Source organism: Oceanispirochaeta sp., assembly GCF_027859075.1.
Lineage (GTDB): Bacteria > Spirochaetota > Spirochaetia > DSM-2461 > DSM-2461 > Oceanispirochaeta.
This window is the reverse complement of sequence record NZ_JAQIBL010000149.1, coordinates 1-8,067: the sequence shown is the minus strand read 5'-3', so window position 1 is coordinate 8,067 and position 8,067 is coordinate 1. Positions and strand designations below refer to the sequence as shown.

Below are 8,067 nucleotides of genomic sequence, written 5' to 3'. Positions count from 1 at the left end.
TTCTTTCCATCCCATTCGATGGACCCATCATCCATCAACTTCCAGAAATCCCTGGCGGAATCGTAGTTATTGCTGATGTAATCCTCCATTTCCACCTTGCTGATGACCCCCTGGGCATACAACTGATAGGTCTGTGCTTCTGTCTGATTCTGAGCATTCAAAGAGGCTGAACCGTAGGTTGCCAGCAGGGCCGATCCTACATTCATATGTCCCCAGACGGCATCGGATGTTTCCTGGTTTTGACCAGAAACACCATTGTCGAGTCCATCCCGGAACGCCTCATGACTCATCAGGACCGCCAGGTCCAGACGGCTGTTGCCTGACTTATTTAAGTCTATGACTCTTTTACCGGATTCGTCAACAACCGTTTCCCCTTGATGATCCATTGAGTCACTAGATCTAAAGACGGCATCCCCCTGGATGACATCCTCATAGAGGGTGGTGGTCTCATCCATTTCTGCAGAGTAGAGTGTTCTCATCCCGGTGCGCAGATCCTTATCTTTTACTTTCTGCATAATTTCAATATTTCTGGAGTAGGCCTTAATACCCCGAGCGGAAGCCATAAGTGACCCGAGGCTGACATCAGTTCCGCCGGTTCCTAAATCAAGAAGGGTCCCCGGCCCTCCCAGATTCAATTCCAGAACACCCGTTCCTCCTAGATTCAGGACATTCAATTTTGTTTGTCCGGTCATCCCATATTCTATGCCCGAGGATGTCAGGCCGCCCATCAGCGAGGTAAACCGGGAGGAATCCTGCTGGGCTTTATTGATAAACCCGAAGGTTCCCAGTTCAAGGCTGCTGCCGACCCCAGCCCCGGCCATGGAGCTGATGGTCGTCATCTTCATGGAATCCCAATCGGTCATTCCATTGAAGGCTTTAAAATTGAACCCCTCCTCATCCAGAGAATTCAAGGCGGCGTTTCCATAGCTGTTTGCGGTGGTACTTAATCCGGTGATGCCTATATCAGTGGCGACTTCACCAAAACCGCTGAGGCTGCTGAGACTGTTCATCTCATCTATACCGCTCCCCAGGGCGCCAGTACCCAGACTCAGAAGAGAGGTTCCGGCTTTTTTGACAAGTCCAAGACCTGCCTGACTGGAATTGATGACTCCCAGACTCAAGTCGGCGGCGGTAAAAAGGGCGTCATCCACCATGCTCAGCATCATGGCCGGAAAAGGGCCCAATCCCATAGCCGTACCGGCGACAGTCAGGGCAATATCCGAGACGGATCTGATGGAGGGCGCACCGAGAAACCCATCTGAATCACCGTCATTATCGGCATCATCATCCCAGATCTTCTGTGAATACCAGGGAGTATTCATTGTGGAGAGTCCCCGGTACAAACGGGCCTGCTGGATCATGAACTTCTCGTATATCCGTCCAAATTCTCCATACCCTTTTGTTTTCACCTCTTCGGGATGATCTTCCTTCATGAGGGGAGCATAACCGACATGAAAGTTGAATAATCCTGCAGTTTTACTGTGTTCCTTCCTGCCGTATTGAGCAGAGTTTTGAAAGGCTTCTTCCTGAGATTCCAGGTATTCAATGAAATCCAGATCCAGCCCTGTTCTGATGTCAATCCGCTTATTCTCGCCATCCTTTTCATTGCCAAAAATGAGATTCATATAATTGGTCAGCCGCTCCTGTGCCAGAGTCATACTGGCCAGGATCATTTCACTCTTCAGGCCCTGCAGATGATCCACAGAGAGATTGACCTCTGTGCTGAACTCGGGAGCTATAAAATCTTTATACCCTTCAATCGCATGATGCTCCGTTTCGGGCCCCCCCATAAGGGAAGAATCAATGATCACCAATCGGGTATAATTACTCCCCTGCCTGGCATATCCGGCATCATTCAACTGGCCCTCCATGCTCTCATCAACCGAGTCGTTTGCCTCGTCGATATTTTTAAGGACCGACTTCCGGGCCTCTTCTACGGCCTCCCTCATCTGGTATGCCTGAGTGAGAGCCAAAGCCTTATTGATCTCTTCCTTCAGTAAGACTTGCTGTTCTTTCAAGCGGTCCATTGACTGGGCGGTCTCGGGAATCAAAGGAATCTTTGATGCAAGGATAGTATCATGGTCCATGCTGCGGGAAGATAGATTCTTCATGCCCTCAAGGAGCTTGTCCATGGTCATTCCGCCCAGTGCAGAATCCACCATTCGATCCAGACTGACTGATTCTGAAACAATCTCCGGTATAAGTCTGAATCTGACATTCCCAATCAGACAGTCCGCATCCAGGCCCAGATTGCCTGCCAATCCACGGGTACCTGCCTCCAGGGCAGCCTTGGAACTATTCTGCAGCCAGATGTTTTTATTCCGGGACAGGAGCTGATACTTCCCCTCCCAGAGGCTGGCCTTGTATTGATAATCCCGTTCGAACTTGCCCCTCCAGGATTCCCGCTGCCCAATAAGCTTCTGGGTTGAAAGATTCCATTGTTCCAGGCCTTCTGAGATTAATTCGTTGTTTCTGTCTTCCCAATATTGTCTCTGCCTGTATATTTCTTCCAGGCCATTCTGCAATTCATTGTATCTGTCCTGCTTAACCCGGGTCATCCTGTTTTTAAAACTGCGAACCAGTTCCTGTCCATAGGCAGTCAGTGTGTAAAGGCTGTCACGGGATGTCGGATGGTCTGCCGACCAGATGGAATCAATGCGTTTGTCCCGGTAATCTTCTGTCAGGTAGGCGGGTTTTTTATACAGAGTTTGGGCAATCCTCTCATATTCCTCCAGATTAAAGGCTGCCCGGCTGTAGGTGGAGAGAAGCTGATTGTAGAGCTGAGTCTGATCTGCTGCCAGCTCAGACTCCCTGAGATTTTGTTTTTGATCAGCCTGCAGTTTCAGGGAGGAAAGTTCCTGGAGCAATCCGTCCAGAGCCATGGAGCTTGAACCTTTATATAGGGGGGACATACTTGAAAATGTACTCTTCAGCAGTGAGGTTTGACTGGAATCAAGGGAGATGCCGCTCACTGAAGATATGATGCTTTTCAGCTTTATTGCTGATAGATTTTCTGACCCCGAAAGCAGCGCCATTCTGTCAATACAATGTTCCAGATTGCTGAAATCTGTGAAAATATTCTGACAGGAGGAGGCCATTCCATCTCGAAGAATGATGCCATTGAAGGCAGCCGCTGACGACCGGATGGTATTCCGGACTTCTTTAATTTTCTTTCCCTTTGGCCTGTATCCACTGAATATTCTTCTTTTAAATTTCTTCTGCTGCCCATGGGCTGCCTTATCAATATAGTCCCAGGCGATGGCGGACAGATCTTTTTCCATCCCCTGTTTCAGAGCCTCGCCCTTGAAAGCACCCGCATACATCAGGACCTTATAAAAGCAATAAAGCCTGTTTAGACTCCCATCTGACTGAATTGAAACCCTCGAAGACTTGGTCTGCTCTTTGAGCCATTCCTCTCCGCTGATAAAGACTTTATAGATTTCACCATCAAAATTGTAATATTCTTTTGTGACCGTTTCATAAGCTCCAGACTTATACTTTTCCAGATTTCCTTCGTATCCAATGGACACTGATTTAAACATCGTACCGTCGATATTTAGCAGTGCTGTATGCTGGGGATTAGAAAAAAGATCAATTCCATATTCCCCTTTTATTTTCCCCCAGTCCATGCCCTGCATTGACCTCAGCTCATGGTAGTAGGCAAAAGAAAAATCCTTTAAAAGCCCCTGAATATTCCCCCTGCCACCCAACTCCCTCATCCAGAGAAGCACATCTTCTGTGAATGTCTCTGATGCCTCGGGCTGACCAAAATACTCGTCTATGTGAGTCTGAAGACTACTGTTGTTCCATGAGGCAAAGTTTGTCATCACACCCTGCACCTGGGACTGGTCAAAAGTAAAAGCGGCTCCATCACGGAATGAGAAGTCCACGACTTGCCGGGCTGTTTCGGTCAAACCATTCAAAACATTCCCGTATTCTCTGTTCAATTCACCCATTTCACGAATCAGTTCTTCCCTGGAATAAGAAAGATTATTTGTCAGAGAAAGAATCTGCCGACTCGATTCCAGAAAGGCCGCCCAGTCACTGTCAATGACAGAATCCGTATCAGGACTGTCCCTGAGATCCTCAAGGACAGTCAATGAGTTCTGGGATTTTTCATATTCATATAAGCGCTCATCCCTGATTGAAAAAACATTGATTCCACCGGGCGTGTACCCGGTCTGAGCATAATCCAGAATTTCTTTTGCCTGCTGGTAATGAGCCGAGGCATTGGAATAATCGAAGAAGCATTGATCCACTGTCTCCTGCCCGGAGAGGAATGCATCCTGAAGGGTATCGAAGGCTGTGGACTCCTGCTCATAGGCTGATAATGACTCGTTGAATGCCTGTTTATACTCTTCATAAAGACGACGATCCCGGTCCACAACATTCGTTTTGTATACGCCGGCATTCTGTCTGCTGATGCTCAAATCGGCTTCCAGTTTATTCAGAAGAACCTGTTTATTCTCCATGAGGAGCTGTGTCCCCTGAATTTCCCGTAAGAGGTCCTCCGAACTTTCGAAGGCCCGCGGTACCATGTCTGAAATTAAGGCATCCAGACAATCGGCAACAAGGGACTCGACAAAAGCAGCATCCTTGACGGGATCAGGATCTTCTGCCCGTATGGTTTTCAGTCTTTCCAGAAATCGGGCCTTGTAATACTCAGACTGGATGTCCTCCAGGGAAGCCGTCATTTTTTCATAAAGGGCCACACCCCATTGTTGAGTGAGAGATTCAAGAGTGATTGGAGCCTCCTGATTGAGGTGGAGCATCATATATTGGTTTTCCAGGAAACCGGCATCAGGATAGACCTGCTTCAGAAACTCATCCGCAGAAACACCCGACCAGGATGTATAACCGTCAAGCAGATGATAATCCTTCGAATCAAAATCCAGGGATGCCAAGTCCGTCCTATCCAGATCATCAGAGCCGGATTCGACGAGAAACTCAGAAAAGAGAAGATCAAGATCGAGATCAGGTTCAATCAGGGGGGTAGAAGTCTCGACCGAAGCGAGCAGCGCCTTTTCCCAGGCCTCCTCCCAGAGTGCCTCTTCATGGGATTTCCATTGCAAAAGGAGCTCATAATGCTCCAGCTCATCCGATTCATTCTGATATCCCGCCTCACGGAAAATACTTCTCCCTTCATCTGTCCTGACAAGCGCTTCAATCTGCGCTTCTGTCGCGCCAAAAGCCGCTATTTGATCCTGTATACAAATCAATTGCTGTGCAGACACACTGGAATCAGGATTCAAAGCCTCCAGATCCTGACCATAAACCTGAGAGATCAAACGATTCAGGCTTAGTTCCAGATATTCCGGTAAAGTCTCATTTTCGATGAGTGGATAATATCGATCCAGGAGAGATTCTAGGCTTCCAAACTGCATCATCTCCTCTACAAATTCTAATCCTGAGTTGAAATCTCCCATTAATTCATGCCCCAGTGTCTCCTCTGTCATCAAGGGAGAGCTTGATGCCGCTAACCACCAGCCCTCCAGCTCCGCCCGGGCCTTGCTGAATTGAGAAAGGGGTTCAGAAAGGTAGAGATCCAGAAACATCTGCCCAGGCAATTCATTAGATTCTCCGGTCAGAACCTTGAGCCATGAGAGGCTCTTCTCATTCATCACCAGGAGGGCATCGGCGTGACTCATGCTGCCGTCATTGACTTCCTCCAGAAGATCTGTCAATGCAGACAGAGACAGGAGATCATCGGCAGAAACCTCATAAGAAACACTTTCCAGATACCGGGCATATTCAAACCAGGGTTCAGACTCTAGAGACTCAACAGGCACTGATGAGCAGGATGATAGGATTTGATGAAGGAGATCTGCCTTAGATAGGAAGAGTTGAGCCTCTGCTTCAGACACATGGCCCTCCAGTTCTGATTTCCGCCCTTCCTGGGTCCCACCTTCCTCCACCAAATTTTCCAGCTGAGTTAAAAGACCCTGATTCCAGAAGAGATCTGTCTGAACCTGAGACCCAATCTGTAACAGTTTCAGTTTAAGCCTCAGAACAGCCTCTTCAGAACCATTGGATGAGAATGCCTGCTCATAAAGTCTGGAAAGAGCGATATAATACTCAGACTCCTTAAAAAGACCTGCTCCAGTCAACTGCATCTGCCAGGCAGCGGAGTCTTCCGTATTGAGGTCAGGAGTAAGACCCGTTAACAATGCATATTGATCTTCAAGGTCTCCCGAATTGACATACTCATCCTGCTCGCCATCAAACTCAGTGCCCATAAGATCCCTGATGAGGGCTTTCTTCTTACGTTCCAGCATCTCTCGCCGTTCCCATTCCCCCGACAGAAGATACTGGTCATACAGCTCCTTCCGGGCTGCAGCCTCACCGGATTCCCCCTCATACCAGAGGACCAGTTCCTTTTCCAGATCATCCATCATCTGCTCAATCACGGCGGGATTATTATTCTGGTATACGGCAAAAGAAGTTTCATAGTTCTCTTGTGCCTCCACCATAAGAACCAGAGCCTCGTCCATTAGAGCCCGGGCCTCATTGAGGGTTGTTTGTCCCTCCCCGAGGGCGTCTCTCAATTCCGACAGGGCCGCAATAGCGTCCTGATAGGTTTCCTCCGCCACGAAAAGAGCCTGATCGGCCTCTTCAAAATCCTCCGCGGTCTGCGCCTCTGTCGCCCGGGCGGAAGAATCCAGGCTCGCATACTCCACAACTGCCTCAGAGATGCGGTACTGAATGTACAGTCGATCAGAAAGGTTCGTCATGCGCTGTATTTCCATCCCGAGAGTATCCCCAGGAACTGTAGAATCATACCCCCGGGCTGTGGCTTCCAGATTGAAAAGCATAGTCCGGGCGGATGTCAGCTGATTCCGTATTGATCCGGTCAGGGTTTGCCAGTTTGATATCTCATTGATATAATTACTTTTTTCAGAGTTCAGGGCTGTCCTCTTTGTATACAGGAGAGACAGGCGGGAATCGATGGGCCTGATTGAATCCTCCCTGAGTTGTATTAAATAATCCCAAATGGAATGCCCGCTGTAATAAGTACTCCCTGATTCTTCTCTTCTGACCCTCTCTTCTTCAATCCTTTCCTGATAAATGAGAATAAAATCGGTATGGACCTTCTTTTCCGCGTCCTCCGCGGCAATATCCGACTGCAATGTGGCAATACTGCCGTCTATCTGGTAAATCTTATTCTGGTAGAACAGAATACTCTCTTCCCCGGAGCTGAGGAGTGCCAGATTCTCACGGTACAATTCCAGAACCGACTGAACCTGCCCGGAAAACTTGGATTCCTGGTCTACTGCGGCCTCTTCAATTTCCAGCGAGAGAGTCTGAAACTGGTCATAAAAACTTTGCTCCTGGACAATCCAGCCCTTCCGGCCCTCATCCAGCAAAAGAGAAATTTCCTGGATCCACTCTTTCCTTTGCTGTGAAAAGAGTTGGAGCGCCTCATCCCAGGACCTCTCAGCGTCACTGTATCTGGTTTCAACTCTCAATTCCCAGTTGATTCTTTCGGCTATCAGCTCTTATTCCGCCTGATTCCATTTTTCAAGACCCTTACGGAATTCATCCTGAAAGCTCTTATCCCAATTCTCAATGGAAAAAGAAGCCTCCTGGACTGCCATACTTTTCAGGTCAGAAACTCCTTCGTTCAACGCCTGATCTGTATCAAGAAGAGATAATTTAGTTTCCAGAATCAGCCTCTCCGCCAGAGACCGGGCTGTTTCCTCTTCACTCTTGTTTCTCAGGGAAAAGTTATCATCATTCCTCACAGAATCAAAGGATAGGGTAGACCAGCAGATCAATCGATCAGTTTCCATTCTGACCCGATCCCTATACTCATCCAGACTGACCTGTAGATGAGCTTTCACGGATTGCCTGAAATCTTCGGGAATGGAATTCCCGATCTCCAGAAAGACACTTTCGGCGCCCAATGTCCATTGATGAAGGATTGAAGTCTGCACAGTCCTGATGGTCCTTTCCCACTCCCCTTTCTCCTGTGCAATTGACTCAGGATCAATGTCGCGAAGAAGTGGAACTCCCGCCGAATCAAAAAGAATGGTGCCATCACGGGACTGATAAAGCCATTGCCTGTCC

2 protein-coding genes are annotated in these 8,067 nt (G+C 48.3%); both read right to left on the bottom strand.

Going from position 1 to position 8,067, the window contains the following annotated elements; all coding sequences use genetic code 11:
- Positions 1 to 7,466, bottom strand: a 7,466-nt coding sequence (locus PF479_RS08440) for a hypothetical protein (protein ID WP_298004871.1), incomplete at its 3' end; no start/stop codon positions are given.
- A gap of 30 nt (positions 7,467 to 7,496) precedes the next feature.
- On the bottom strand, positions 7,497 to 8,067 hold a 571-nt coding region (locus PF479_RS08435), incomplete at its 5' end, for a hypothetical protein (RefSeq protein ID WP_298004868.1).